The sequence below is a fragment of the Rubrivivax rivuli genome (assembly GCF_004016505.1).
In the GTDB taxonomy this organism is placed as follows: Bacteria; Pseudomonadota; Gammaproteobacteria; order Burkholderiales; family Burkholderiaceae_C; genus Rubrivivax; species Rubrivivax rivuli.
The window spans coordinates 257177-280629 of record NZ_SACR01000003.1; the positions used below are offsets into that span (position 1 = coordinate 257177).

The window sequence follows — 23453 nt, forward strand, 5'->3', positions numbered from 1 at the left end:
ACGAGCGCCATGAACAAGCCCCCCATCGACTGGCACGCCCGCGCGCGCGACATCAAGATCGACGGCCGCCTCGTCATCGACGGCCAGCGCCGCGATGCGGCCAGCGGCGAGACCTTCGCGTGCATCTCGCCCATCGACGGCCGCGTGCTCGGCGCCGTGGCGCGCGGTGCGGCCGCCGACATCGACGCAGCGGTCGCCAGCGCCCGCGCCGCCTTCGACAGCGCCCGCTGGGCCGGCCAGAGCCCCGCTGCGCGCAAGCGCGTGCTGCAGCGGTTTGCCGAGAAGATCCTGGGCGCCAGGGAAGAACTGGCGCTGCTGGAAACGCTGGACATGGGCAAGCCCATCGCCCATGCGCTGGCGGTGGACGTGGCCAGCACCGCACGCTGCCTCGCCTGGTATGCCGAGGCCGTGGACAAGGTCTACGACGAGATCGCACCCACCGGCCACAACGCGCTGGCGCTCATCACGCGCGAGGCGGTGGGCGTGGTCGGCGCCATCGTGCCCTGGAACTACCCGATGATCATGGCCGCCTGGAAGCTGGGCCCGGCGCTGGCGGCTGGCAACTCGGTGGTGCTCAAGCCCAGCGAGAAGAGCCCGCTCACCGCCCTGCGCCTGGCCGAACTGGCTGTCGAAGCCGGTCTGCCACCGGGCGTGTTCAACGTGGTGCCGGGCTACGGGCACGAGGCCGGCGAGGCGCTGGCGCTGCACATGGACGTGGACGCTCTGGGCTTCACCGGCAGCACGCGCACCGGCCGCCGCATGCTGGAGTACGCCGGCCGCAGCAACCTCAAGCGCGTGTTCAACGAGCTTGGCGGCAAGAGCGCCTTCCTGGTGTTCGAAGACTGCAGCGAGCTGCAGCGCGCCGCAGAAACCGTGGCCGGCAGCATCTTCTTCAACCAGGGAGAGAGCTGCAACGCGCCTTCACGCGTGCTGGTGCACCAAAGCATCGCCGACGACTTTGCGGAAATGGTGGCGGCCCAGGCCCCGCACTACCCGCCGGCCGACCCGCTGGACGCGAGCACCGTGATGGGCGCCATCGTCGACACCACGCAGCTGCAGACGGTGCTGGGCTACATCCAGGCCGGCCGTGACGAAGGCGCACGGCTGCTGGCCGGCGGCGCACAGGCGCGGGTGGAGACCGGCGGCTGCTACGTGCAGCCCACGGTGTTTGCCGGCGTCAGCCCGAGCATGCGCATCGCAAGGGAAGAGATCTTCGGCCCGGTGGTGAGCCTGCTTCGCTTCAAGGACGAGGCCGAGGCCGTGAAGATCGCCAACGACAGCCCCTACGGCCTGCAGGCCAGCGTCTGGAGCGACAACGTGCACCGCGCGCACCGCGTGGCGCGTGCGCTGCGCGCCGGCACCGTGCACGTGAACCAGTACGACGAAGACGACATCACCGTGCCCTTCGGCGGCTACAAGCAAAGCGGCAACGGCCGCGACAAGAGCCTGCACGCCTTCGACAAGGTCACCGAGCTGAAGACGACCTGGCTGCGCATCAACGCCGGCTGAAGCGGGACGCAGACCCATGAGCACCGACACCGCCATCCTGCAGCGCGGCCTGCAAGACCAGGGCATCCACACGCTGCTGGTGCAGTTCACCGACCTGAACGGCTGCGCCAAGGGCAAGTTCGTGCCGCTGGCCCACCTGGGCACGGTGCTGGGCAGCGGTGCTGGTTTTGCTGGGCCGTCCATCGGGGGCACGGGCCTGCCGCGCACCGGGCCGCGCTCGGAGTTCTACGCGCGCGGCGATGCGGCCACGCTGCAGCCCCTGCCCTGGCTGCCGGGCGTGGCCCGCATCGTCGGTGACGGTTATGTTGACGGCCAGCCTTTCGAAGCCTGCCCGCGCCAGGTGCTCAAGCGCCAGACGGCGCGCCTGGCCGTGCGCGGCTGGCACCTGCAGACCGGACTCGAACCCGAGTTCTTCCTGCTGCGCCGCACGCCCGAAGGCGGATGGGCGCCGGCCGATGCGCGGGACCGCCTCGACAAACCCAGCTACGACCTGCAGAGCCTGCCGCGCCAATGGCCGCTGCTGCACGAACTGGCGCAGCACCTCTCGGCCTGCGGCCTGGACGTGCAGCAGATCGACCACGAAGACGCGCACGGCCAGTACGAGCTGAATTTCGCACATGGCGAAGCGCTGCTCAGTGCCGACCGGCTGATGCTCTTCAAGCTGGCCGCGCAGGCCGCGGCCGAGGCGCGCGGGCTGGTCTTCTCGATGATGCCCAAGCCCTTTGCCAACCAGCCGGGCAGCGGGCTGCACTTCCACGTCTCCTTGTGGCAGGGCACCCAGAACCTCTTTGCGCCGCAGGCCGGAGACGACGCCGATCTCTCGGAAATGGGCCGCCACTTCATCGCCGGTGTGCTGGCCCACGCGCCGGCGCTGTGCGCGCTCTCGGCGCCCACGGTCAACAGCTACAAGCGCTTGACCGTGGGCGAATCGCTCAGTGGCACCACCTGGGCGCCGGCCGTCATCGCCCACGGCCCCAACAACCGCACCGCGGCCGTGCGCACCCTGCCCGGCCGCTTCGAGTGGCGCGTGCCCGACGCCAGCGCCAACCCCTACCTCGCCACGGCCGCGATGCTGGCCGCCGGCCTCGACGGCTTGCAACGCCGACAAGAGCCCCCGCCGGCCATGACGGCCGACCTCTTCACCTGGAGCCTGCCGCAACTTCGCACCCACGGCATTGGCCTGCTTCCGCAGACCTTGGGCGAGGCGCTGGACGCGCTGGAAGCCGACGACGTGGTCTGCGAGGCCGTGGGCGAAACGCTCACGGACGAGTTCCTGCGCCTGAAGCGCGACGAAGCCCTGGCCTACGCGCGCCACGTCAGCGCCTGGGAGCTGGAGCGCTACGCCGCGTTCTTCTGAGCCCCTCCCTGCCCGATGCCGCACACCGCCCCGCCCTCATGGGCCTACTTGAGCCTGGCCGCCAGCATGGCGCTGGTGGGCAGCTACGTGGGCCTGAGCAAGCTGCTGGTGGCGGTGTTCCCGGTGCTGCTGCTGGCCTGGCTGCGATTCGGCATCGCCGCGGTGGCGATGGCGCACTGGGTGCGGCGCCAGCCGGGTGAAGAGCCGCTCTCGACGCGCAACCGCGTGCTCATGTTCTGGGAGAGCTTCCTCGGCAACTTTCTCTTCAGCATCTGCATGCTCTACGGCGTGCAGTTCACTTCGGCCCTGGCCGCGGGCGTGACGATGGCCGCCATCCCGGCTGCGGTGGCGGTGCTCTCGCGCGTGGTCCTGGGCGAACTGATCCGCCCGCGCGTGGCTGTGGCGATTGCTTGTGCGATGGCCGGGATTGCACTGCTGGCCTTGGCACGCCCGGGCGAAGGCACTGGCGGCACCGCGGCCGCGTCCAGCGGCGAGTTGCTGGGTTACGGGCTGCTCTTGGCTGCGGTGCTGTGCGAGGCCTGCTACGTGGTCATCGGCAAGCGGCTCACCGGCCATGTCTCGCCGCGGCGCATCAGCGCGCTCATCAACCTGTGGGGCCTGGCGCTCGTCACGCCCTTCGGCCTGTGGCAGGCGCTGAGCTTCGACTTCGGCGCCGTGGCGCTGCCCACCTGGGGCCTGCTGGTCTTCTACGCGATCGCCGCCAGCATGGTGACGGTGTGGCTGTGGATGCAGGGCCTGCGCCACGTGCCCTCGTCAAGGGCCGGGGTCTTCTCGGTGCTGCTGCCGGTGAGCGCCGCGCTGGTGGGCATCGTGGTGCTGGGCGAGACTTTTGGCGCGGTGCACGTGGTGGCCTTTGCGTTGGCGATGGCGGGGCTGCTGCTGGCCACCTGGCCCGAACGCAGGCTTTGAAACGGCGGGACCGGCCCCTCAGCGCCGCGCGCTCTTGCCGTACCCGCGGAACTTGCCGATGACTTCGGACATCTGCCCGGCACTGAGCAAGGCCGGCTCGCCCACCGCCAAGGCCTTGAGGTAGACCTCGCACAGGGTCTCGATCTCCTGCATCACCTTCATGGCCTGGGCCAGTGTGCGCGCGGCCGAGACCAGGCCGTGGTGGGCCAGCAGGCAGGCGTCGCGCTCGCGCAGCGCCTGGCCCACGCCCTGCGAGAGCGCCTCGGTGCCGAAGGTGTTGTAGGGCACCAGCGGCACGTCCACGCCACCGGCGATGGCCACCATGTAGTGGAAGGCCGGCAGCGGCCGGTCCAGGCAGGCCAGCGCGGTGGCGTTGGGCGCGTGGGTGTGCACCACGGCCTGCACGTCGGGCCGCGCGCGGTAGGCGGCGCGGTGGAAGTGCCACTCGGAAGACGGCTGCCAGTCGCCCACCACACGCGGCGCATCGCCCTGACCCTCGATCGCCACCCACACGAGGTCCTGCGCGCGCAGGTCGTCGGCGCCCATGCCGGTGGGGGTGATGAGCATGCCGTCATGGGGCGCGCCGGCCTCCAGGCGCACCCAGCGCAGGCTCAGGTTGCCGGTGCTGCCACGGTTCATGCCGCTGGCGTCCAGGCGGCGCACGGCCGCCACGGCCGCTTCGCGTGCGGTCGTCTCGTTGGCGAATTCGGGGTTTTGCGGCAAGGCAGCTGCGCTCATCGGCGGGTTTCCATCAGCGCACGCAGCGCCACTTCTTCTGCGGCCACCAGGCCGCGTTCGGTGATGAGGGCCGTCACCAGCCGCGCAGGCGTGACGTCGAAGCCCGGGTTGGCCGCGGCGCTGCCATCGGGCGTCAACTGCAGCTCCACCACCTCGCCGGCGGCGGTGCGGCCGCTGATGTGCGTGACTTCGCGGCCGCTGCGCTCTTCGATGGGGATGCCGTGCACGCCCTCGGGCAGGCTCAGGTCCAGCGTGCTGGTGGGCATGCAGACGTAGAAGGGCACGCCGTTGTCGCGCGCGGCCAGCGCCTTGAGGTAGGTGCCGATCTTGTTGCAGGCGTCGCCGTTGGCGGCCACGCGGTCGCAGCCGACGAAACACAGGTCCACGCGACCGTGCTGCATCAGGTGGCCGCCGGCGTTGTCGGCAATCACGGTGTGCGGCACGCCGGCCTGGCCCAGTTCCCAGGCTGTCAGGCTGGCGCCCTGGTTGCGCGGGCGGGTTTCGTCCACCCACACGTGCACGGGCAGGCCGGCGGCGTGGGCCTGGTAGATGGGCGATGTGGCGGTGCCCCAGTCCACCGTGGCCAGCCAGCCGGCGTTGCAGTGCGTGAGCACGTTGACAGGGCCGCTGTCGCCGCGCTCTTGCTTGCGCGCGGCGATGGCCTCGATGAGGGCCAGCCCATGCCGGCCGATGGCGGCGTTCACCGCCACGTCTTCCTCGGCCAGCGCGGCGGCCGCGGCCCAGGCGGCCTCGGCGCGTGCGGGCACAGGCCGGGGCAGCACCTCGGCCAGCAGGCGGTCCAGCGCCCAGGCCAGGTTCACCGCCGTGGGGCGCGCGCCCTTGAGGAAGTGCGCGGTGTTGCGCATCGCGTCGTCGGCCGCGTCGCGCCGGGCCTGCATGGCCAGGCCGTAGGCCGCCACGGCACCGATGAGCGGTGCGCCGCGCACCCACATCTCACGGATGGCCACGAACACCTCGCGCGGGCTGCCCAAAGGCCGCATGTGCAGGCGGTGGGGCAGGCTGCGCTGGTCGATGACCTCGATGCGCTCGCCGCCGGGCAGTTCGCGCAGCGGACGCAGCGCTTGTCCATTCACTTGCATGCTGCGTGCCCTGCCCTTCAGCGCAGCACGCGGCCGGCCACGCCGCGCAGGCGCTGCACCATGGCCGGGTCGCGCGCGTCCGGCGCGGTGATCAGCGCATGGTCCAGCGCGTGGCGGCAGGGGCAGGCTGCCGCGCTGGCGTCTTGCGTGATGGTCTCGGCCAGGCTCGCCACCAGCGTGCGCGCGGTCTGCGCGTTGCCCAGCAGCACCTGGATCACGGCGTCCACCGTCACCGCGTCATGGGCGGGGTGCCAGCAGTCGAAGTCGGTCACCATGCCCACGCTGGCGTAGCAGAGCTCGGCCTCGCGGGCCAGGCGCGCCTCGGGCATGTTGGTCATGCCGATGACACTGCAGTTCCAGCTGCGGTAGAGCTGCGATTCGGCCAGCGTGCTGAACTGCGGCCCCTCGATGGCGAGGTAGGTGCCGCCGCGCACGTGCGGCACACCCTGCGCCTGCAGGGCCGCGGTGACGTGGCTGCCCAGGCGCGGGCACACCGGGTGCGCCAGCGACACATGCGCCACGAGGCCGGTGCCGAAGAAGCTGCCGGCGCGCTGCGTGGTGCGGTCGATGAACTGGTCGACGACGACGAAGCTGCCCGGCGGCAGGTCGGCCCGCAGGCTGCCCACGGCCGAGAGGCTGAGCACGTCGGTGGCCCCCAGCTGCTTCAGCGCAGCGATGTTGGCGCGGTAGTTCACTTCCGAGGGCGGGATGCGGTGCCCGCGGCCGTGGCGTGGCAGGAAGGCCAGTTCGGCCTGGCCGAGACGGCCGCGGAAGATCTGGTCCGACGGCGCGCCCCAGGGCGTGCTGACGGTTTCCCAGCGGGTGTCGGTCAGGCCCGGCAGGTCGTACAGACCGCTGCCGCCGATGATGGCCAGGAGGGGGGTGCTCATGGGTGCTGTGCTCAGGTCTTGACGGCAGGTTTCACACGTTGCGATGCGAGGCTCGCGACGCTGATCTCGATCATCTCGCGCAGCACGGCCAGGTCGACATCGGCCAGCTTGCGCAGGTAGAGGCAGGCCTTGCCCGTCTTGTGGCGGCCCAGCTTCTGCAACTGCGGCGCCAGGGTCTCGAAACCGGGCATCAGGTAGACGCTGAGGTCGCCCTTGCGGGGCGAGAAGGCCACCAGCGGCCAGTCGCCCTGGGTTCCGCTGGCGTACTGGTAGCGGTAGGCGCCGAAACCGACGATCGCCGCGCCCCACATCACCGGCGGCTCGCCCACCACGGCCTGCATCAGCGCGGCCAAGGCGGTGCAGTCGGCACGGCGTTCGGGCTCGGGCACAGCGGCGATGAAGTCGGCCACGCTCGCGGTGGTGGCCTGCGTCTTGGGGCTGCTGGCGGCCATGGCGGGCTCCTCGGTCAGGCGAAGTTGAAGCTTCAGGCCGCCAGTGCGGCCCCGCGCCCTGCCATGGCGGCGCGGGCCAGCGCCGCCACTTCGCGCGGCGGGCGGGTCTTCAAGCGGTGATCGCTCCACACCTGGCGCCAGCGCCGTGCGCCGGGCAGGCCGTTGTGCAGGCCCAGCATGTGGCGCGCGGCCAGCGGCCAGGGCGTGCCGCGGGCGGCCAGGCTCTCCAGGTAGGCGACGTACAAGTCCTCCGCGGCCTCGCGGTCGGCCACGGGCGCAGCCGCGACGCCGAAGAAGGCCGTGTCCCAGCCGGCCAGGGCCCAGGGCTCGTGGTAGGCGTGGCGGCCCACCATCACGCCATCGACGTGCTGCAGCTGCTCGGCGATCTGCGCGTCGGTCTGCAGGCCGCCGTTGATGACGATGGTGAGCCGTGGGAACTCGGCCTTCAACCGGTGCACGAGCTCGTAGCGCAGCGGCGGGATCTCGCGGTTCTCTTTCGGGCTCAGGCCCTGCAGCCAGGCGTTGCGCGCGTGCACGATGAAGACCGTGCAGCCGCCGCGCTGGTGCAGCGTGCCGACGAAATCGCGCACGAAGTCGTAGCGTTCGATGCGGTCGATGCCGATGCGGTGTTTCACCGTCACGGGCAGGCTGCAGGCGTCCTGCATGGCCTTCACACCATCGGCCACCAGGTCGGCCTCGGCCATCAGGCAGGCGCCGAAGGCCCCGCGCTGCACACGCTCGCTGGGGCAACCGCAGTTGAGGTTGACCTCGTCGTAGCCCCAGCGCTCGGCCAGCTTCGCGCAGGCGGCCAGATCGGCCGGCTCGCTGCCGCCGAGCTGCAGCGCCACCGGGTGCTCTTCGCCGTTGAAATCCAGGTGGCGGGGCACGTCGCCATGAAGCAGTGCGCCGGTGGTCACCATCTCGGTGTACAGGCGCGTGTGTTGGCTCAGCTGCCGGTGCAAAAAGCGGCAGTGGCGGTCGGTCCAGTCCATCATGGGCGCCACGCTCAGGCGCCAGGGGCTCGGCTGTTGATTCACCGCTGCAATTCAATCGTCTAGGTTTGCTGGCACGGGGGTGTGCGCAGCATTCGGAGCACACGCCCTGACAGCATTCTCTCAACTCCCATCGGGCAAGTGGCGCCAGCTGCACTGACCCTGTTTTTTGGCGAAGCCGAACCGGCGAGTTCACGGCCCCTTTCAGGCCACGCGACCGCGTGTGCCATGGCGCCCCGAGCGCAAACCTAGAGCCGGATCAACAGTCGAGCGCAATCTGGAGGCGAAAAGTGCTGGCATTCTGCTCTGATGGTCTGCTGCTGAACCCTGGGGGCGAACGATGCGAATCTGGACCCTGATGACGCTCCGTGCCTGCTTCGTCCTGATCTGCGGCGCGCTGGTTGCCTGCGGCGCCGACGAGATCCGTCTGCCTCCGCAGTTGCAGGCCATCGATGTGACGCCGGCATCGCCAAGCATTGCCTATGGTCAGCAACAGCAGTTCACCGCGGTGGGCCGCTTCGGCGATGGGAGCGTTGTTGACCTGACGAACAGCGTGCGCTGGAAGTCATCGGTGCCCGGCGTGGCGGTCGTCGTCGATGCCGCCGCCGGGCTCGTTCAATCCGTGGGCGCGGGCACCACGCAGATCAGCGCCGATGCTGGGTCGGTCTCAGGCAGCACGACCTTGCAGGTCCGGGCGCCCGCGCTCGTGTCGCTGATGGTGGAGCCGGCGGCGGTCTATGCAGGCGTCGGCATTGCCACGCAGATCGCTGCCTGGGGCCAGTATGCGGATGGGTCGCGCGCCGATCTGACAGCGCTTGTGTCCTGGTCCTCGCCATCCGCGGCGGTGCAGTGGGGGCCCAGGCCGGGGCAGGTCAGCGGCCTCGCGCTTGGCGTGACGGTGATCGGGGCCAGCCTGGGTGCAGTGAGCGCACAGGCGCCTTTGTCCATCGTTGCCGAGGCTTGGTCGCCTGCGCCCAATCCCGCTGGGGGCAACTCTGCCGATGCGGCCGTCTTGCTGCAGGACGGGCGGGTTCTCGTGCTGAAGGGGCGCGATGGTGACATCTACGACCCCGTTGCGAACCGATGGTCTGCCACAGCGCCATTGCCAATCGACCCTGGCAGCGGCTGCTCAGCCACCCTGCTCGCCGACGGCCGTGTGCTCTTCGTCGGCGGTGGCTTGTCGGGTGTGGAGATCTTCAACCCCACAACCAACACCTGGTCGACTGCTGCCAGCATGCTGACGGCGCGCAGAGACCACACGGCCAGCCTCTTGGCCAGCGGCCACGTTCTGGTGGTCGGTGGAAGGAGCTTTTCGGGGCAAACCGGCGCCGCTCTGGCGACAGCGGAAAGCTTCGATCCTGTTGCTAACCTGTGGTCACCGGCCGGCGACATGTCCACGGCCCGAACCCTGCACACCGCCACCCGGCTTGCCGACGGCCGCGTGCTGGTGGTCGGCGGGTCCAGCGAGGCCGGTGCTGAGATCCACGATCCAGCGACGAATACCTGGTCGCGAACATCTCCGATGCATGCCGAACGCGCTCAACACACGGCGACCTTGCTGCCTGACGGACGGGTGCTGGTGGTGGGCGGTGTGCGGCCCACCTGGAACATGGCGCTGCGCTCCACCGAACAGGACTGGGCATCACCGCCGGAGTTGTACGACCCGCGCCTTGACCGATGGACACTGGCCTCGGTGCCCGCAGCCCGGTTTCAGCACTCGGCCTCGCTGCTGCCGGACGGGCGGGTCCTGGTTGCCGGCGGAGCGGCCTGGTACTACTTCGGCCCAGGACTGCCCAGTGACCTCGCCAGGAAAGCGCTGAGTGCCGTGCAGGTGTACGACCCGGCGACCGGCACCTCGACGGGCGTCGCCGACCTGCCCGTCGCGAGCGCGGGTCACCGGGCGATCCTGCTTCCCGGGGGCAAGACGCTCGTCATCGGGGGGCACGGACTGGAGACGCGCCTGGTCTTCAGGGATCCGGGCCTTCCACGGGTCGTGACGACAGAGGTTGCGGTGCCGAATGCCGCGTTCTACTGGTGACGTGGCAGCGCCTCGCCCGCCCTGCTGGCCCTGGCTTCAGGCCGCGGCCAGGAAGACCGCGAACCAGCCCTGCTCATCGGTCCAGTGCTGCTGCGGCCGCCAGCCGGCGCGCTGCAGCAGCGCGGCGAAGCCCTCGGGCGTCCACTTGCAGGCGTTTTCGGTGTGCAGCGTCTCGCCGGCTGCGAAGGCGCGCTCGCCGCCCGGCCAGCGCGCGCACAGCGCCTCGCGGGCCTGCAGGTGCATTTCCACGCGAGAAGCGGCCGCGTTCCAGCGGGCCAGGTGGCGCCACTGGCGCGGCTCGAAGTCGCTGCCCAGCCGCCGGTTCAGGTGGCGCAGCAGGTTCAGGTTGAAGGCCGCCGTGAGGCCGAGCGCATCGTCGTAGGCGGCTTCCAGCAGCGGCACGGGCTTGACCAGGTCCACCCCGATCAGCAACGCACCCCCCGCCGCGGCTTCGCGTGCCTGGGTGAGCAAGGCAGCGGCGGCCTCAGGCTCGAAGTTGCCGATGCTGGAGCCCGGGTAGAGCACCAGGGCGGGGCCGTCCACCAGTTCTGGCGGCAGTTGCAGCCGCGCCGAAAAGTCATCGCCCAGGCCCACGATGTCCAGCTGCGGGTGCAGGCGCTGCAGGGCCTGCAACGCGTCTTGCAGATACTCCACCGCGATGTCCACGGCCACGTAGCGCCGCGGCTGCAGCGCCGGAAACAGGCGCGCAGCCTTGGCACAGCTGCCGGCACCCAGGTCCACCAGCACCGGCGCGGGCCCGGTCAATGCCAAGGCGGCCTGCGCGATGGCCGCGCCGTGGGCGTGGTGGATGGCCGCTTCGGTGCGCGTGGGGTAGTACTCGTCGAGCGCGGTGATGGCCTCGAAGAGCCGCGAGCCCAGCGTGTCGTAGAAGAACTTGGGCGAAACGCGGGCCGGGTGCGCCCGCAGGCCGGCGGCGGCTTCGGCCGCCTGTGCGGCCGCATTGGTCAAGGGGCGTTGGAGAAGGCGGGGCTGCAAGGTCGTGGGCATGGAGGGCACAAGGCGGGCGCACCATACACCGGGCGCGTGACAAGGGCCGGCCCAAGGACATGCGTTGATCCCCTGAGGCGCGCGGCCCCGCTGCGCCCCGAGAATGCGGCCCGTACCGTCACCCTGCGCCCCATGACGCCCATCCGCATCTTCGCCACTCTGTTCTGGGCCGGCCTGCTCCTGCTGGCGGCTCGCCTGGGCCAATCGCTGGCCAGCCTGCCGCCCACCGGGGCCTTCCAGCTCAACCTGCAGGGCTACGTCACGCTGGCGCTGCCGGCCTTTTTCTTCGCGACGGCGCCCTTGTGGATGCGCGGGCACCCGCTGGACATGCAGCAGATCCGCAAGCCCGTCGACGCGCGCTTCACGCCGGGCACCTACAACCGCTTCGTGCACACCGTGCGCCCGCTGCAGCTGCTGGCCGCCTTCGGTGTCGTCACGGGCACGGTGTTCGTGATGGCCAGTGGCGGCCTGGCCGTGCCGGCACAGCGCTGGGGCACGGGCCTCTTCTTCTTCTCGGCGGCCGTGGGCTTCATTGTCTGCCTGCTGCTGCTGCGCGCGCGCGGCCACCGCATCGAATGAAGGCGCCCGGCCCGCGCTGGCTGAGCGCCGACGAGGCCGCCGCCCTGGTGCAGCCGGGCTGGACGGTGGCCAGCGCCGGTTTCGTGGGCGCCGGCCATGCCGAGGCCGTGACCGAAGCGCTGGAGCGCCGTTTCCTGGCCACCGGCCTGCCGCGCGACCTGACGCTCGTCTACAGCGCCGGCCAGGGCGACCGCGGCCGTCGCGGCGTGAACCACTTCGGCAACCCCGGCATGGTGCAGGCCGTGTGCGGCGGGCACTGGCGCTCGGCCACGCGCCTTTCAGCCCTGGCGCTGACCGAAGGCTGCGCGGCCTGGAATCTGCCGCAGGGCGTGATCACGCACCTGTACCGCGCCATCGCCGCCGGCCAGCCCGGGTTGCTGAGCCGCGTGGGCCTGCACACCTTCGTCGACCCGCGCGGTGCGCTCGATGGCCGCTACCAGGGCGGGGCCTTGAACCAGCGTGCGCTGGCGGCGCAAGCCCTGCCCGTGGCGCAGGGCGGCCGGCACTGGGTGGAAGCCGTGACGCTGCGCGGCGAAGACTTCCTTTTCTACCCGGCCTTCCCCATCCACTGCGCCGTGCTGCGTGCCACCGCGGCCGACGAGCGCGGCAACCTCAGCGCGCACGGCGAGGCCTTCCACCACGAGCTGCTCGCGCTGGCGCAGGCCACGCGCAACAGCGGCGGCCTCGTCATCGCCCAGGTGCGCGAGCGGGTGGCCCACCACGCAGCGCTGGCACCCATCCGCGTGCCCGGCCACTTGGTGGACGTGGTGGTGCACAACACCGACCCCGAACTGCACCGCATCACCTTCGGCGAGCAGGAGAACGAGGCCTACCTGCACCCGTGGCGCGGCGACGTGGCGCCGGCCGCCGCCCCCGCGCCCGAAGCGCCACTGGACGCCCGCACGCTGGTGCAACGCCGCGCCGTGCTGGAACTGGCCGCAGGCGGCACCGGCGCGCACCGCGTGGTGAACCTGGGCGTGGGCATGCCGGCGGCCGTGGGTGCGATGGCGCAGGCCGCGGGCGTGGGCGGCTACACGCTCAGCGTGGAGGCCGGCCCCATTGGCGGCACGCCGGCCGACGGCCTGAGCTTCGGCGCCAGCGCCTGGCCCGAGGCGGTGGTCGACCAGCCGGCGCAGTTCGATTTCTACGACGGTGGCGGCATCGACCTGGCCGTGCTCGGCATGGCCGAACTCGACGCTGCGGGCAACGTCAACGTCAGCCGCTTCGGCAGCGGCGAGCAGGCGCTGATCGCCGGCGTTGGTGGCTTCATCAACATCACGCAGGGGGCCAAGGCGCTGGTCTTCGTGGGCACGCTCACGGCCGGCGGCTTGCAGGTGCAGGCCGAGGGCGGGCGCTTGCGCATCGTGCAGGAAGGCCGGCTGCAGAAGCTGGTGCCGGCGGTGGCGCACCTGAGCTACAACGCGGCGTACATGGCAGCGCGCGGGCAGCGGGTGCGCTACATCACCGAGCGTGCGGTCTTCGAGATGCGCGCCGACCCGCAGGCTGCGCCAGGGGGCGCGCCGCGGCTCACGCTGATCGAGATCGCCCCTGGGCTGGACCTGCAGCGCGACGTGCTCAATGTCTGCGGCGCCTCGGTGGCCGTGGCGGCAGACCTGCGCGAGATGGACGCACGCATCTTCAGCAGCGCGCCGTTGAAGCTTTGAGCCGGCGGGCTCAGGCCAAAGGCACAGGCGCCGGGCCCGGGTCCGGCCACTCCAGCAATTCGGCCAGGCGCCGCACCACCCAGCGGGCCTCGGGCCCGGCCACCACCGAGCCTTCGGCCTGAAGGCCGCGTTCCATGCGCTCCAGCACGTCGGCCTCGGTCACGCCGAGTTCCCACTTCTTCGTGTTCGCCTGCTCGGTGAGCATCTGCGCCAGGTCTTCGCAGAGTTCGTAGCGCTGGGCGATGTGCGTGCGCGTTTCGGTGGGCTTGCTGCGCCCCGGCGGCACGAACAGAGCGATGAAGGACGGCGGCACCGTGAACTGGTTCTCTTCGGACATCCCTGGATTGTCGCGGGCGCAGGGCTTGCTAGTGTCAGGCCATGCCCGCTGCCGTGCCTGCACCTGCCCTGCCCTGCGTGCTCGACATCGAAGCCTCGGGCTTCGGGCGGGCCAGCTACCCCATCGAGGTGGGCTACGTGCTGCCCGACGGCCGCGCCGCCTGCATGCTGGTGCGCCCGGCCGAAGGCTGGACGCACTGGGACGCCAGCGCCGAACAGGTGCACGGCATCACGCGCAGCACGCTGTGCGCCCACGGCCGCAGCGCGCGCGATGTGGCCGAGGCCTTGAACCGCGACCTGGCCGGTCTCACCGTCTACTGCGACGGCTGGGCGCACGACTACACCTGGCTCGCCGCGCTCTTCGAGGAAGCCGGTCTGCGCGCCCAGTTCAAGCTCGAATCGGTAGGGGCGCTGCTGGACGAGGCGCACCTGAACCTGCTCGACGCCGCACGCCGCCAGGCCGTGGCCGAGCTGGGCCTGCAACGCCACCGCGCCAGCAACGACGCCCGCGCGTTGCAGCGGGCACTCGGCGCGGTGATCGGCCGCACCCTCGCGCACTGAACGCCTGCCGCAGGCCTCAGGCCGCGGCGGCTTCCTGCTCCTGCAGCAGGCGCCACATCACCTTGCCCGCACCGCTCTTGGGCAGGCTGTCGGCGAAGGCCACCACCTTGGGCGCTTTGTAGACGGCCATGTGCTCGCGCGCCCAGTCGATGACCTGCTGCTCGCTCACCTTTCCCTTGGCCTCGGCGCGCAGCACCACCACGGCCTTCACGCTTTCGCCGCGGTAGGCGTCGCGCGTGGCGATCACGCAGGCTTCCTGCACCCAGGGGCACTTGAAGAGCAGCAGTTCCACTTCGCTCGGCCAGACCTTGAAGCCGCTGGCGTTGATCATGCGTTTGAGGCGGTCGGTGATGAAGAAGTAGCCCTCTTCATCGCGCCGGCCGAGGTCGCCGGTTCGGAAGAAGCGCTTGCCGTCGATCTCGATGAAGGCGGCCTGCGTCGCGCCGGGGTGGCCCCAATAGCCCTTGAACACCATCGGCCCGTGCGTGACGATCTCGCCCACCTCGTTGGGTGGCAGTTCCTGCAGGGTTTCGGGGTCGATGATGCGGCTGTCCACACCGTAGATGGGGATGCCCAGGCATTGCAGCTTGGCGCGCTCGGGCGGGTTGCCGTGGCTGGGCGCGGCGGTTTCGGTGAGGCCGTAGCCTTCGGCGAAGGTCAGGCCGAACTCCTTCTGCAGCCGCTCGGCCACGGCTTGCGGCATGGCCGCGCCGCCGCCGCTGAGGTAGCGCAGGCTGCTGAGGTCGAAGCTCTGGTAGTTCGGGCTGCCGAAGAGATCGATGATCATCGTCGGGATGCAGGTCCAGTGCGTCACCCGGTAACGGCTGATGGTGCGGCCGGCGAGTTCGCGGTCCCAGCGCGGCAGGATCACCACCGTGCTGCCCAGGTACACGCTGCCCAGCACGCCGTACATCATGCCGGTGATGTGGAACATCGGCACCACGGCCAGGCTGGTGGTCTCGGCGCTGGCGTGGCTCCAGAGGCCGCCGCCCACGGCGTTGGGCATCAACGTGCGGTGGGTGTGCATGCAGCCTTTGGGCAGGCCGGTGGTGCCGCTGGTGTAGGGCAGCAAGGCCATGTCATCGGGTTCAGCCACCGCGGGCCCCGGGCGGTGGCCGGCGGTCAAGGCATCGGTCCAGCGCGTGGCCGAAAGCGGCCCGGCTGGCAGCGCGTGTTCGCCCGTCAACCAGGCCAGCATGGCCGGCGGCGGGGTGTCTTCGGGCGCCAGCGTGGCGGGCATGGCATCGGCGAAACGCGTCACCAGCAGGTGCTGCAGTTGCCGTGGCGCGGGCAGGCGGGCGTTGGCGTCGGCCACCGTGGCGGCAAGATCTGCGGTGGTGATGGCAAGCTGGGCGCCGGAGTCGGTGATGTAGTGGCCGAACTCGTCGGCACGGTTCATCGGGTTCACCGGCACCACCACCGCGTCGGCCCGCTGCACCGCATAGAAGGCCACGAGGTACTGGGGACAGTTCTGCATGTACACGAGCACGCGGTCGCCGCGCTGCACGCCCTGCGCCTGCAGCCAGCCGGCCAGCGCCTCGGCCTGCCGGTGCAGGTCACCGTAGCTGAGTTCGCAGCCGAGGTAGATGCACACCGGCTTCTTCGGGTAGCGCCTTGCGCTGACTTCGAGGTTGAACCACAGCGTGGTCTCGGGCACCACCAGTTCGTGCGGCAAGCGGGCCGGCCAGGCGGCGGCGTGGGGGCGGGGGTCGGTGGCCGCGGGCGGGCTCACAGGGACAGGGGCAAGCGACAAGATGGTCTCCGTCTGAGACCAACGAGCGTGCCGGCGGGGCCCGTGCGCTGCAATCCTGCTATTCCCGCAGAGCTTGTCACGTCGGAGACGGGCCACCGCGCAGCCCCACACCCGCGGGGCATCGGCCGTGCCTCGGGCTCAGTTCACTTCGCGCCGAGCTTCCTTGCGCCACTTCTGGCAGTCGGCATGCTCGCTGAACCGCGAGCGCAGGCACTCGCGCTCCATGCACACGAAGTACATGACCGGATTGCGGCCTTCGCAGATGGCCTCGGGCCCGGTGGCCACTGCCGGCTTGGTGGCCTGCGAAGCGGCCGGCGCCACCACGGGCGCGGCGGCGGGGGTCACCGTGGGCGCGGGTGCAACAACCACCGGGGCGGGCGGGGCTGCCACCACCGGGGGCGGCGCTGCCGGCATGGCGGCCGCCGGGGCAGGCGTTGCCGTGGCGCGCTGCGCGGCCTTGGCGGCCTCGGCGGCGCCGGGCGGCGTGGGCTTTTCAGTACCAGGGCGGGCCGTCGTTGCGACAGGCGCGTTGGTCGCAGCCCGGGGGGCGGTCTCCGGCACGACCACCGTGGTGACCTTCGATTCCGGCACGGCCACCGCGGGCGCAGACGCTCCCGTACCGGGCAGCCCCGGCGCCATGGCAGATGCGGAGGCCGCCAGGGCCGCCGAAGCGGCGGCATCCACCCCAGGCACGGCACCTCCGCGTGGCCACAGCGCGAAGGCCAGCCCTGCCACGGCGACCACCCCCACGCCCAGCCCCAGGGGCAGCCAGGAACGGCGGGCCGGCGTCGCGGGCTGCTGGGCCAGCGCGGCCGAAACCGGCGGTGCTGCGATGTGCAGCGCAGGTGGCGACGGCACCACCGGCGGCACATCCAGGGGCAGGTCGAAGTCGGTGCTGGTCAAGCGGCCGGGCGCCGGGGCCGCTGGCATGACGCGCGTCGCTTCAGGGTCGGGCAGCGCCGCCGGTGCCGGCGCCGACGGCATCGGCGCCGGGCTGGCCAGCACGGTGCGGTCCCATTGCGAAGGGCTGGGCGTGTCGGCACGGCGCAGGGGCGGCGCCTGGTGCCCTTCCAGCACCTCGCGCAGCGCGGCCACGTTCTGGGGCCGATCGGCCGGGCGCGGTGCCAGCATCCAGTCGATGGTGCGCAGGAAGTTCTCGCTGCAGCCCGGGCAGGCCTCGGTGCTCAGGGCCGAGGCTTCGTCATGCACGGCGCGCGTGGTGGCCGGCGGTGGCGGGCGGTTCAGCAGCAGGTAGTGCAGCGTGGCGCCCAGGGCGTAGAGGTCGGTCCACGGGCCCTGCTTCACGCTGCCGGCCTCGGCGTACTGCTCGATGGGCGCGTAGGCCGGCTTCAGGATGGCGGTGAGCGTCTGGCTCTTGTCGTTGATGACGCGCCGCGCCGCGCCGAAATCCAGCAGCACCGGGCGCCCTTCGCTGTCGATCTGGATGTTGTCGGGCGCGATGTCGCGGTGGTAGACGCCTTCGCTGTGCAGGCGCTCGATGGCGCCGAGCAGCGGCGTGAGCAGCGCGCGCAGCCAGGCTTCGTCGGGCGCCACGCCCAACTGGGCGCGCACTTCCTTCAGCGTGCGCCCGCGCATCACCGGCATGGCCATGTAGGCCGTGCCATTGGCCTCCCAGAAGCGGTGCACCTTGAGCAGCGAGGGGTGGTCGAAGCGGGCCAGCATCTTGGCCTCGTTGACGAAGCTCTTGAGTCCCAGCGCGAAGGTCTCCGCGTCGCTCTGCGAACGCAGCGAGACGTGCATGGTCTCGGTGCGGCCTGCCAGCGAGGCCGGCATGTACTCCTTGACCGCCACCTCGCGCTCCAGCGCGTGGTCGAAGGCCAGGTAGACAATGCCGAAGCCGCCCACGCCCAGCAGGCTGAGCAGTTCGAACTCACCCAGGCGTGTGCCCGGGGGCAAGGCGCTGGGGTTGTCGCTGGCGATGCGCTGCATTTGTGTGGACATGAAACAAGACCATTATCAGTGCTGGACCCCGAGCCACGCTCCCCGGTTCGCATGTCCGCCACACCGAACACCCCCAGGGCTGAGGAGTTGCGGCGGCCTTGCAGCGCGGCGCGGCCCGGCATGAAGCCCGAAACCGCGAGCCTGTGGGCCTATCCGGCGTACATGAAGCTGTGGTTCGCCCGCGTGGCGGGTGTCTCGGCCAGCCAGATGCTGATGGTGGCCGTGGCCTGGCAGATGTACGACCTCACCAACTCGGCCTGGGACCTGGGCCTGGTGGGGCTGCTGCAGTTCGCGCCGTCGCTGCTGCTCACGCTGCCGGCCGGGCACCTGATCGACCGCCTGCACCGCGGCCGCCTGCTGGCCACCTGCATGGCGGTGCAGGCGCTGTGCGCGCTGGCCCTGGCCGGCGCCAGCGCGCAGGGCGTGGCCACGCGCGAGGCGCTCTTGGCCGTCTCCATCGTTCTGGGCGCGGTGCGTGCTTTCCAGATGCCCACGCAGCAGGCGCTGACGCCGCTGCTCGTGCCGCGCGAGGTGCTGCCCCGCGCGCTGGCCTTCAGTTCGGTGGGCCTGCAAGGGGCAGTGATCGGCGCGCCGGCCCTCGGGGGCCTGCTCTACGCCCTGGGCGCGGGCGTCACCTACTTCGTGTGCACCGGCCTCTTTGCCGTGGCCGCAGCGCTGTGCCTGTGGCTGCGCTACGCCCACAGCGCCGCGTCTTCGGAACCCGCCACCTGGCACACGCTGCTGGCCGGGGTGCGCCATGTCTGGCACCACAAGGTGGTGCTGGGCGCCATTTCGCTGGACCTCTTCGCGGTGCTCTTCGGCGGGGCCACCGCGCTGCTGCCCATCTTCGCGAAGGACATCCTGCACGTCGGTCCCTGGGGCCTGGGCCTGCTGCGCAGCGCGCCGGCCGTGGGAGCGCTGGCGATGTCGCTGGCCCTCACGCGCTGGCCGGTGCGGCGGCGCACCGGCCACACGCTGCTGGCTGCCGTGGCCGTGTTCGGCCTGGCGATGCTGGTGTTCGGGCTGTCGACGAGCTTCATGCTGTCGATGGCGGCGCTGGCCGTCAGCGGCGCGGCCGACATGGTCAGCGTCGTCATCCGCCAGACCCTGGTGCAGCTGGAGACGCCCGACGAGATGCGCGGCCGTGTGAGCGCCGTGAACTCGGTGTTCATCGGCGCTTCGAACCAGCTGGGCGAGTTCGAGTCGGGTGCCACCGCGGCGCTGATGGGCCCGGTGGGCTCGGTGCTGCTGGGCGGCGTGGGCACGCTGGTGGTGGCGGCGCTCTGGCTGCGGCTCTTCCCGGCGCTCGCGCAGCGCGACGCCCTGGTGCAGGCCGGCACGGCGGAACCCGGAGGTCGGGCACGGGCCTGATGTTGCAGAAGGCACCACGGCCACGGCACAGCGGGCCTGGCAGCCCGGGCACGGCGAGCGGCAGTGCGAGAAGAGAGCGCGGTCCTTGCAAGGGCGTCAGCCTCCGCGCTTGTCGCCCATGCGCAGCTTGGCCGCGCGGCTGCGCTGTTTCCAGGTCTGCATCTGCGCGCGGCGTTCCAGCGCCGTGAGCGTGTCGCGCCGGGCCTCGCGTTCGAGCTTGTGGAAGTTGCGCAGGCGCTGGGCTTCCACGCCCTCTCGCACGGCACAGCCGGGCTCGGCTTCGTGCCTGCAATCGCGGAAGCGGCACAGCGGCGCCAGCCGTGCGATGTCTTCGAACACCGCACCCAGGGCCTGCGCATCGCCATCCAGGCGCAGCGTGCGCAGGCCCGGCGTGTCGATGATGCAGGCGCCCTCGGCGGTGGCGTGCAGCGAGCGCACCGTGGTGGTGTGGCGGCCGCGGTTGTCGCCGGCCCGGTTGGCGCCGGTGTCCTGCACGGGCGCGGCCAGCAGCGCGTTGGTCAGCGTGCTCTTGCCGGCACCGCTGCTGCCCAGCAGCACGAGCGTCTGGCCCGGCTGCAGCCAGGGGGCCAAGGCCTGCCGGGGCTCTTCGCCCAGCGCGTTGACGGCCACGGCCACCGCCCCTGGTGGCAGCAGCGCCTGCACTTCGAGCAGGCGTTCTTCGGCGGCAGGGCACAGGTCCTTCTTTGTCAGCACCACCACCGGCGCCACGCCGGCCATGCGCACCAGCGCCAGGTAGCGTTCCAGCCGGCGCGGGCTGTAGTCGAGGTCCAGGCCCATCACCAGCAGCGCCGTGTCGACGTTGCTGACGATGACCACGCGCTCCACCTTGTCGCGCCCGTCGTGCAGGCGCCGCGCGAGCTGGTTCACCGGATGCAGGCGGTGCGCCACCCACCATTCGCCCAAGGCGTTGCGCTCGGCCAGCACCCAGTCGCCGCAGGCGATGGCATCGCCTTCGGCACCGAGTTGCAGGCGCACGGCCGGCAGCAGCCGCGCGGGCAGCGGCTGCACGCCGTCGTGCAGCGTGAGGCCCTCGCGCTGCACCTCCGTCACGCGCAGCAGCGCGGGTTCGGCGCAAGGCAGCGCCGTCTGTTGAAGTTCCTGGATGAAGGCGGCCATCAAGGCCGGTGAGAGACCGATGCCGCGAAGGCGGCCGAGATCGGAGAGATCGAACATGGCTTGCAGTGCGTCCCGTGCAAGAGAGAACCTGGCCCGGGCCGCCTGCGCGCAAACGCAAGGCGGGCATGGGGCCGCGAGGGTCGGTGGGGTCGCTGGCTGCAGGCCGTGGGCGCAAGACCACGGTGAGGCGCGGCGCGCCTCAGGCAGGGGAGCAGGGGTGGATCAGAACGATCCGGGCTGAGGCTCTGACGAGCCCCAGGCATGCGCGTTCAGCCGGTGTGGCGTGCGCAGACCTGCAGGAGCGACCGGGGGGTGTGATCAAGCTTCACCATGGCAGCCTCCTGAAGGTTGTGGCGGCGGGCACCGCGAGGCCGCGAATGTGCGCCTCGTGGGCCATCACCGTCAACCCCGCACTGCCGCAGCGCGGCGCACGCGCAACACCGCGATGGGAGGCTTGGGGTATTGCGTGTCGGCCACGCCGCGCGCGTAGAGCGCCTGCACCACCTCACGCCCGGCCACCACCTGCCCGAAGGCCGCGAAGCCCTGCCCGTCGGGGTTGCGGCGGCCGCCGAAATCGAGCTCGGGCTGCGCGCCGATGCAGATGAAGTACTCGGCCGTGGCACTGCCTGGAGCGAGCCGTGCCATCGACACCGTGCCGTCGAGGTGGCGCAGGCCCGTCATCGCGGTGGTCTCGTGCGCGATGGGCGGGCGCGGTGGCTTGCGCTCGCTGCCCAGGTTCATGCCCCACTGCACCACCTCGATCTTGTGGCGCGTCTCGGGGCCTTGGTTCTCGGGCCGCACGATGCGGTAGACGCTGCCGCCATCGAGCAGCGCAGCGTCGACATGCGCGAGGTAGTTCGCCACCGTGATGGGCGCACGCGCCGGGTTCACGGCGATGGTGAAGCTGCCCAGCGCGGTGTCGACCTGCGTGAGCACCGTGCCCGGCTCGGTGCCGGGCGTCGAAGACGAAGCACAGCCCGCGGCCAGAGGCCAGGCGGACAGGCTGAGCAGGGTGCGGCGTTGCATGGGCAGGTTTTCCTGTGGCGGTGTTGTGTGGGGGCGCGCCGGCCCTGGGGTGAGCGCCGGCGCCCGATATGCTGCCTGCATGTGCACCGTGTCTCCATCCGCAGCCGCCCTGCCCGACCCCACGCGCCCGGCCCCCGCCACCAGCGCCGAGGGCGTGCGCGTGCTGCATGTCGACGCGCAGCTCATCGTGGCCGAGAAGCCGGCCGGGCTGCTCTCGGTGCCCGGCCGCGGTGAAGCCGGCCGCGTGAACCTGGCCAGCCATCTGCAGGCGATGTGGCCCGATGCGCTGGTGGTGCACCGGCTGGACATGGGCACCTCGGGCCTGATGCTGCTGGCGCGCGGCCTGGAGGCGCAGCGCAGGCTCGGTGCCGCTTTCGAGCAGCGCGCAGTGGGCAAACGTTACGAGGCCGTGGTGGAAGGCTTGATCGAAGCCGAAGAAGGCCGCATCGCCGCGCCCCTGATGGCCGACTGGCCGAACCGGCCGCGACAGAAGGTCGATGCCGAGAACGGCAAACCATCGTTGACCTACTGGCAGGTGATGGCACGCACGGCAGAGACGACGCGCGTCTCGCTCAAGCCGGTCACCGGCCGCTCGCACCAGCTGCGCGTGCACCTGCAGCACATCGGCCACCCCATCCGCGGCGACGAGCTCTACGCGCCGCTGCCGCTGCGCGCCGAGCGCCTGCTGCTGCACGCCGCCGAGATCAGCTTCGCCCATCCGGCCACCGGTCTGACCCTGCACTTCGCCAGCCCGGCACCTTTCTGAACCCTTCACCTTCCGACCCTAGCCATGCCTTCAGCCCTGAGCATCGTCACTGGCAGTTCCCGCGGCCTCGGCCGCGCCGTGGTGGACCAACTGCTGGCGCGCGGCGAGCGTGTGCTCGCCATTTCGCGCGGCCCCACCACCCTGCCTGCGCATCCCTTGCCCCCCGGCGCCGAGCTGATCGCCTGGCAGGCCGATCTGGCCGAGCCGGCCGCGGTGGCCGAGCGCCTTGGGGCGTGGCTGCGGGCGCAGGACGCGGCGCAGATCAGCGCGGTGAGCCTCATCAACAACGCAGGCGTCGTGTCTGCGCCGGCGCCTCTGTCAGGCAGCGACATCCACGACTTGCAGCACGCCCTGCGCGTGGGCCTCGAAGCACCCTTGCTGCTGAGCGCGGCCTTCCTGCGCGCCACCGCGGCTTGGGCCTGCCCGCGCAAGCTGATGCTGGTGTCGTCGGGCGTCGGTCGGCGTGCGATCGCCGGCAGCGCGACCTATGGCGCTGCCAAGGCGGGCATGGACCACCTCGCGCGGGCGCTGGCCTTGGAAGAAGCGCAGGTGCCCAACGGCGCCCGGGTTGTGTCACTGGCGCCGGGCGTCATCGACACCGACATGCAGTTGCGCTTGCGCAGCGCCGATCCTGCCGTGTTCCCGGAGGTGGTTCGCTTCCGCGGCTTGAAGGACGGCGGCCACCTGGACAGCCCGCCCGAGGCGGCTGCCAAACTGCTGCGCGCACTGGACCGGGCCGACTACGGCGATCAGCCCGTCAGCGACGTGCGGGAGCTGCCATGAGCCCCGAACGCTGCGCCGAACTGATCGCCACGCTGGGCCTGCAGCCGCACCCCGAAGGCGGCCACTACGGCGAAGTCTTCCGCTCCGCGCTGCCCGTGCGGCCAGCCGACGGACGCGAGGGCCGCATCGCGCTGACCACCATCGATTTCCTTCTGCAGCCCGGCCAGTGCTCGGCCTGGCACCGCGTGGCCTCCGACGAGGTGTGGCACCTGCTCGAAGGCCAGGGTCTGCGCTTGTGGCTGGCGCCGCCCGACCTTTCGGCCTTCACCCACGTCGATCTCGGTCCCGTGGCGGCCGTACAGCGCCCGCGTCATGTCGTGCCGGCCGGCTGGTGGCAGGCGGCAGAGCCGCTGGGTGGCGGGGCCTACGTCGGCGCCACCGTGGGGCCGGGGTTCGAGTTCGCCGATTTCAGCTTCGGCCGCGAAGATGCGGCTTTCCGCGCCGCCTTGCAGAACCAGCCGCCGGGCACGCTTCCGGACCTGCAGCGCCTGCTGTAGCGCA

Annotated in this window: 22 protein-coding genes; 11 read left to right on the forward strand and 11 right to left on the reverse strand. The window is 71.3% G+C overall.

What is annotated here, in order from left to right; translation table 11 throughout:
• Nucleotides 1–9 precede the first annotated feature (9 nt).
• Genes EOE66_RS09735 through EOE66_RS09745 form a run of 3 tightly spaced genes read left to right on the forward strand, consistent with a single transcriptional unit; the run spans nucleotide 10 to nucleotide 3796 of the window.
• A complete protein-coding gene (locus EOE66_RS09735; protein ID WP_128228503.1) occupies nucleotides 10–1509 on the forward strand; it encodes an aldehyde dehydrogenase in 1500 nt (499 codons plus the stop codon).
• A 16-nt stretch (nucleotides 1510–1525) separates the two neighbouring features.
• Nucleotides 1526–2866, forward strand: a complete 1341-nt coding sequence (gene glnT, locus EOE66_RS09740) for a type III glutamate--ammonia ligase (protein WP_128228504.1) — start codon at nucleotides 1526–1528, stop codon at nucleotides 2864–2866.
• A 15-nt stretch (nucleotides 2867–2881) separates the two neighbouring features.
• Nucleotides 2882–3796 (forward strand): DMT family transporter, encoded by a 915-nt coding sequence (locus EOE66_RS09745; RefSeq protein WP_128228505.1) that lies wholly within the window; start codon nucleotides 2882–2884, stop codon nucleotides 3794–3796.
• Nucleotides 3797–3814: 18 nt separating this feature from the next.
• Here EOE66_RS09745 and EOE66_RS09750 read toward each other — a convergent pair whose 3' ends face one another.
• The 5 genes from EOE66_RS09750 to dusA are packed head-to-tail and all read right to left on the reverse strand — an operon-like array spanning nucleotide 3815 to nucleotide 8013.
• Nucleotides 3815–4534 carry a class II aldolase/adducin family protein gene (locus tag EOE66_RS09750; RefSeq protein ID WP_128228506.1) on the reverse strand — a complete coding sequence of 240 codons (720 nt, stop codon included), beginning with the start codon at nucleotides 4532–4534 and terminating at the stop codon, nucleotides 3815–3817.
• Nucleotides 4531–5634 (reverse strand): S-methyl-5-thioribose-1-phosphate isomerase, encoded by a 1104-nt coding sequence (gene mtnA / locus EOE66_RS09755; RefSeq protein WP_128228507.1) that lies wholly within the window; start codon nucleotides 5632–5634, stop codon nucleotides 4531–4533. Before mtnA ends, EOE66_RS09750 begins: the two co-directional genes overlap by 4 nt.
• Nucleotides 5635–5651: 17 nt before the next feature.
• Entirely contained in the window at nucleotides 5652–6524 is an 873-nt protein-coding gene (locus EOE66_RS09760) for an S-methyl-5'-thioadenosine phosphorylase (protein ID WP_128228508.1), read from the reverse strand.
• A gap of 11 nt (nucleotides 6525–6535) precedes the next feature.
• Nucleotides 6536–6976 (reverse strand): DUF1801 domain-containing protein, encoded by a 441-nt coding sequence (locus EOE66_RS09765; protein WP_128228509.1) that lies wholly within the window; start codon nucleotides 6974–6976, stop codon nucleotides 6536–6538.
• Between the two features lie 32 nt (nucleotides 6977–7008).
• The gene (gene dusA, locus EOE66_RS09770) at nucleotides 7009–8013 is read right to left on the reverse strand and encodes a tRNA dihydrouridine(20/20a) synthase DusA (RefSeq protein ID WP_259376394.1); all 1005 of its coding nucleotides are present in this window, start codon (nucleotides 8011–8013) and stop codon (nucleotides 7009–7011) included.
• Between the two features lie 295 nt (nucleotides 8014–8308).
• On the opposite strand from dusA, the gene EOE66_RS09775 reads away from it, so the two are divergent.
• On the forward strand, nucleotides 8309–10006 hold the full coding sequence (locus EOE66_RS09775) for an Ig-like domain-containing protein (protein ID WP_128228510.1): 1698 nt from the start codon (nucleotides 8309–8311) through the stop codon (nucleotides 10004–10006).
• Between the two features lie 36 nt (nucleotides 10007–10042).
• Here EOE66_RS09775 and egtD read toward each other — a convergent pair whose 3' ends face one another.
• The gene (gene egtD, locus EOE66_RS09780; protein WP_245478980.1) at nucleotides 10043–10975 is read right to left on the reverse strand and encodes an L-histidine N(alpha)-methyltransferase; all 933 of its coding nucleotides are present in this window, start codon (nucleotides 10973–10975) and stop codon (nucleotides 10043–10045) included.
• A 171-nt stretch (nucleotides 10976–11146) separates the two neighbouring features.
• Between egtD and EOE66_RS09785 the strand changes: the two genes are divergently transcribed.
• Together EOE66_RS09785 and EOE66_RS09790 are read left to right on the forward strand one after the other, a co-directional pair.
• On the forward strand, nucleotides 11147–11593 hold the full coding sequence (locus tag EOE66_RS09785; RefSeq protein WP_128228512.1) for a hypothetical protein: 447 nt from the start codon (nucleotides 11147–11149) through the stop codon (nucleotides 11591–11593).
• On the forward strand, nucleotides 11590–13257 hold the full coding sequence (locus tag EOE66_RS09790) for an acyl CoA:acetate/3-ketoacid CoA transferase (protein WP_128228513.1): 1668 nt from the start codon (nucleotides 11590–11592) through the stop codon (nucleotides 13255–13257). The genes EOE66_RS09785 and EOE66_RS09790 overlap by 4 nt, the downstream gene beginning before the upstream one ends.
• A 10-nt stretch (nucleotides 13258–13267) precedes the next feature.
• On the opposite strand, the gene EOE66_RS21780 is transcribed toward EOE66_RS09790, so the two are convergent.
• On the reverse strand, nucleotides 13268–13594 hold the full coding sequence (locus EOE66_RS21780) for an ATPase with chaperone activity (protein WP_164885063.1): 327 nt from the start codon (nucleotides 13592–13594) through the stop codon (nucleotides 13268–13270).
• Between the two features lie 53 nt (nucleotides 13595–13647).
• On the opposite strand from EOE66_RS21780, the gene EOE66_RS09800 reads away from it, so the two are divergent.
• Nucleotides 13648–14154, forward strand: a complete 507-nt coding sequence (locus tag EOE66_RS09800; protein ID WP_245478981.1) for a 3'-5' exonuclease — start codon at nucleotides 13648–13650, stop codon at nucleotides 14152–14154.
• 16 nt (nucleotides 14155–14170) lie between these two features.
• On the opposite strand, the gene EOE66_RS09805 is transcribed toward EOE66_RS09800, so the two are convergent.
• Nucleotides 14171–15886, reverse strand: coding sequence for a long-chain fatty acid--CoA ligase (locus EOE66_RS09805; protein WP_128228515.1), 1716 nt, complete (start codon nucleotides 15884–15886; stop codon nucleotides 14171–14173).
• A gap of 159 nt (nucleotides 15887–16045) precedes the next feature.
• Complete coding sequence (locus EOE66_RS22365; protein ID WP_310733104.1) at nucleotides 16046–17869, reverse strand: serine/threonine protein kinase; 1824 nt, start codon at nucleotides 17867–17869, stop codon at nucleotides 16046–16048.
• Between the two features lie 120 nt (nucleotides 17870–17989).
• On the opposite strand from EOE66_RS22365, the gene EOE66_RS09815 reads away from it, so the two are divergent.
• The gene (locus tag EOE66_RS09815) at nucleotides 17990–19240 is read left to right on the forward strand and encodes an MFS transporter (RefSeq protein ID WP_245478982.1); all 1251 of its coding nucleotides are present in this window, start codon (nucleotides 17990–17992) and stop codon (nucleotides 19238–19240) included.
• A gap of 96 nt (nucleotides 19241–19336) precedes the next feature.
• On the opposite strand, the gene rsgA is transcribed toward EOE66_RS09815, so the two are convergent.
• On the reverse strand, nucleotides 19337–20434 hold the full coding sequence (rsgA, locus tag EOE66_RS09820) for a ribosome small subunit-dependent GTPase A (RefSeq protein ID WP_128228516.1): 1098 nt from the start codon (nucleotides 20432–20434) through the stop codon (nucleotides 19337–19339).
• 345 nt (nucleotides 20435–20779) lie between these two features.
• Nucleotides 20780–21403 carry a peptidylprolyl isomerase gene (locus tag EOE66_RS09825; RefSeq protein WP_128228517.1) on the reverse strand — a complete coding sequence of 208 codons (624 nt, stop codon included), beginning with the start codon at nucleotides 21401–21403 and terminating at the stop codon, nucleotides 20780–20782.
• A gap of 79 nt (nucleotides 21404–21482) precedes the next feature.
• On the opposite strand from EOE66_RS09825, the gene EOE66_RS09830 reads away from it, so the two are divergent.
• From EOE66_RS09830 to EOE66_RS09840, 3 genes are read left to right on the forward strand one after another with little or no spacing between them, the layout of a single operon-like run.
• Nucleotides 21483–22169: an RluA family pseudouridine synthase gene (locus EOE66_RS09830; protein ID WP_128228518.1), complete on the forward strand. Its 687-nt coding sequence runs from the start codon at nucleotides 21483–21485 to the stop codon at nucleotides 22167–22169.
• A gap of 24 nt (nucleotides 22170–22193) precedes the next feature.
• Entirely contained in the window at nucleotides 22194–22952 is a 759-nt protein-coding gene (locus EOE66_RS09835) for an SDR family NAD(P)-dependent oxidoreductase (RefSeq protein ID WP_128228519.1), read from the forward strand.
• Entirely contained in the window at nucleotides 22949–23449 is a 501-nt protein-coding gene (locus EOE66_RS09840; protein ID WP_128228520.1) for a cupin domain-containing protein, read from the forward strand. Before EOE66_RS09835 ends, EOE66_RS09840 begins: the two co-directional genes overlap by 4 nt.
• The last annotated feature ends 4 nt before the right edge of the window (nucleotides 23450–23453 follow it).

Bases quoted from the DNA above. Each gene is read 5' to 3' on its own strand.
- EOE66_RS09825 (WP_128228517.1), bottom strand. From the start codon at position 21,403: ATGCAACGCCGCACCCTGCTCAGCCTGTCCGCCTGGCCTCTGGCCGCG.
- EOE66_RS09760 (WP_128228508.1), bottom strand. From the start codon at position 6,524: ATGAGCACCCCCCTCCTGGCCATCATCGGCGGCAGCGGTCTGTACGAC.
- EOE66_RS09745 (WP_128228505.1), top strand. From the start codon at position 2,882: ATGCCGCACACCGCCCCGCCCTCATGGGCCTACTTGAGCCTGGCCGCC.
- EOE66_RS22365 (WP_310733104.1), bottom strand. From the start codon at position 17,869: ATGTCCACACAAATGCAGCGCATCGCCAGCGACAACCCCAGCGCCTTG.
- EOE66_RS09750 (WP_128228506.1), bottom strand. From the start codon at position 4,534: ATGAGCGCAGCTGCCTTGCCGCAAAACCCCGAATTCGCCAACGAGACG.
- EOE66_RS09785 (WP_128228512.1), top strand. From the start codon at position 11,147: ATGACGCCCATCCGCATCTTCGCCACTCTGTTCTGGGCCGGCCTGCTC.
- EOE66_RS09790 (WP_128228513.1), top strand. From the start codon at position 11,590: ATGAAGGCGCCCGGCCCGCGCTGGCTGAGCGCCGACGAGGCCGCCGCC.
- EOE66_RS21780 (WP_164885063.1), bottom strand. From the start codon at position 13,594: ATGTCCGAAGAGAACCAGTTCACGGTGCCGCCGTCCTTCATCGCTCTG.
- EOE66_RS09765 (WP_128228509.1), bottom strand. From the start codon at position 6,976: ATGGCCGCCAGCAGCCCCAAGACGCAGGCCACCACCGCGAGCGTGGCC.
- EOE66_RS09775 (WP_128228510.1), top strand. From the start codon at position 8,309: ATGCGAATCTGGACCCTGATGACGCTCCGTGCCTGCTTCGTCCTGATC.
- EOE66_RS09815 (WP_245478982.1), top strand. From the start codon at position 17,990: ATGAAGCCCGAAACCGCGAGCCTGTGGGCCTATCCGGCGTACATGAAG.
- EOE66_RS09840 (WP_128228520.1), top strand. From the start codon at position 22,949: ATGAGCCCCGAACGCTGCGCCGAACTGATCGCCACGCTGGGCCTGCAG.
- EOE66_RS09835 (WP_128228519.1), top strand. From the start codon at position 22,194: ATGCCTTCAGCCCTGAGCATCGTCACTGGCAGTTCCCGCGGCCTCGGC.
- mtnA (WP_128228507.1), bottom strand. From the start codon at position 5,634: ATGCAAGTGAATGGACAAGCGCTGCGTCCGCTGCGCGAACTGCCCGGC.
- glnT (WP_128228504.1), top strand. From the start codon at position 1,526: ATGAGCACCGACACCGCCATCCTGCAGCGCGGCCTGCAAGACCAGGGC.
- rsgA (WP_128228516.1), bottom strand. From the start codon at position 20,434: ATGTTCGATCTCTCCGATCTCGGCCGCCTTCGCGGCATCGGTCTCTCA.
- EOE66_RS09830 (WP_128228518.1), top strand. From the start codon at position 21,483: ATGTGCACCGTGTCTCCATCCGCAGCCGCCCTGCCCGACCCCACGCGC.
- EOE66_RS09735 (WP_128228503.1), top strand. From the start codon at position 10: ATGAACAAGCCCCCCATCGACTGGCACGCCCGCGCGCGCGACATCAAG.